The organism is Stenotrophomonas sp. 05L44_2 (assembly GCF_056665995.1).
This window is the reverse complement of record NZ_JBFTNR010000793.1, coordinates 1-1,780: the sequence shown is the minus strand read 5'-3', so window position 1 is coordinate 1,780 and position 1,780 is coordinate 1. Positions and strand designations below refer to the sequence as shown.

The following is a 1,780-nucleotide window of genomic DNA, read 5'->3' as shown; positions in this document are numbered from 1 at the left end:
GTACTGGCAGATGGGCACGGTAGCGAAGAACCGGGCATCGTCCTACGTCAACCAGGCCTCGGCCGACATCACCGGTGAACTGTTCCAGGGCTGGGCCGGGCCGATCTCGTTCGCCGCGGTGGCCGAAGTGGCCAAGCAGGGCTATCACCTCAGCCCGGACCCGCGCGCGGGCATCGATTTCGATCTGCAGAACGTTGATCGCGGCGGTGGCGAGCGTACCCGCTACTCGGCCGGTGTCGAGTTCAAGATCCCATTGGCCGACAGCCTGATCGCTACCGCGGCGGCACGCTACGACCGGTACGGCAGCTACAAGGCCGACGGCGGCGGCGAAGCGCTGGATATCGGCAGCCAGAAGGAAACCACCTGGAACGCCGGCCTGGAATGGCGGCCGTTCGAGTCGCTGCTGGTGCGCGGCTCTTACGCGACCAGCTTCCATGCGCCGGACATGCACTACCTGCTGGGCCAGGCCAGCAGTTCTGAAGTGCTGACCTACGACCGCCTGCGCTGCATCGAGAGCGGCGCTTATCTGGTCAACAACTGCGGCGTGGGCAATACCGATGTCTGGTAYGCGTTCGACGTGAACCGCCGGGGTACGCCGCTGCTGCGCTCGGAAACCGGCGATTCGTGGACGGTCGGCTTCGTGTGGGACGTGCTGCCGAACCTGTCGATGAGCGCTGACTACTGGGCGATCAAGCTGGAAGACATGATCGTCGACGTCGGCGCGGACGAGGTGCTGGCCAGCGAGGCCGGCTGCTTGACCGGCAAGAACATGGACGGCACGCCGTGGGCGAACCCGGCAGGTGAGGCTTACTGTGCCGGCATCCTGGCCCGGGTGAACCGTGACAGCAGCGGCCGGCTGGTGTCGATCGAGCGCGGGCCGTTCAACCTGGCCAGCCGCGAAGTGCGCGGCATCGACCTGAGCGCGCGCTACCGGCTGGAGACGGCCGCATGGGGCAGCTTCCAGCTGGGGGTGAACTACACCAACCAGATTTCGACGAAAGAACAGCGTTACGCCAACGATCCGAACCCTGAGCGTCGCGACCGTGACCTGCGCAGCAAGCTGCGCGCCAGCCTGGCGTGGCAGGGTGGCAACTGGAATGCGAACGTGTATGCCGACCGCATCGGCTCGGTGCCGGGCGTGCGCTACCACTGGGGCACCGACCGCCTGGACAACCCCGGCGGCTGCCTGCCGTTCGCCGATGGCTACGTGCCCAGCGACAGCCCGTCGCTGAACTGCCTGGAACCCGCCACGCGCCCGGATGGATCGGCCAATCCGAACCCGAATGCGGGGGAGCAGACGGCGCGCTATTACGGGCGGGTCGGGCCGTTCATTACGTGGAATTTCAACGTCGGCTACCAGGTGACCGAGTTCATGAAGGTCAATCTGTACGTGAACAACGCGTTCAATGCGACCAGCTGGAACCACAAGGACCCGTACAAGGTCGACTACGATTTCGCGCCGACCCGCTTGTTGGGCGCGGTGGGCCGCGAGTTCGCGCTGGAGTATGTGTTCACGTTCTGAGGGAAGGCGGCGCCGGCCATGGCCCGGCGCCAGCCACGATTTGACGGGCAGCCACGCATGGCGTGGCTCTACTGGGCGCGCGCGGGATGGGTGGGTCGTTGGCGGGGTGGGGTGGATTTGACCTTCCCACGGTGGCAAGGTCTAGGCTGGTCACCATCCTCCAGATGGAACCAGGGAAACCAGGCCATGAGCACCTCCAGCCCCACAGCCGTCCACGAGACGGCTTCCACCATCAGCCTGCCGATCGAAGGCATGACC

The 1,780-nt window shown here is 65.8% G+C and carries 2 protein-coding genes; one reads left to right on the top strand and one right to left on the bottom strand.

Annotated features, from left to right (window positions below; all coding sequences use genetic code 11):
- A partial coding sequence (locus AC1VAN_RS20695) for a TonB-dependent receptor (RefSeq protein ID WP_480986621.1) occupies nt 1-1,522 on the top strand: 1,522 nt, incomplete at its 5' end.
- A 68-nt stretch (nt 1,523-1,590) separates the two neighbouring features.
- Here AC1VAN_RS20695 and AC1VAN_RS20690 read toward each other — a convergent pair.
- On the bottom strand, nt 1,591-1,780 hold a 190-nt coding region (locus AC1VAN_RS20690), incomplete at its 5' end, for a hypothetical protein (RefSeq protein WP_480986620.1).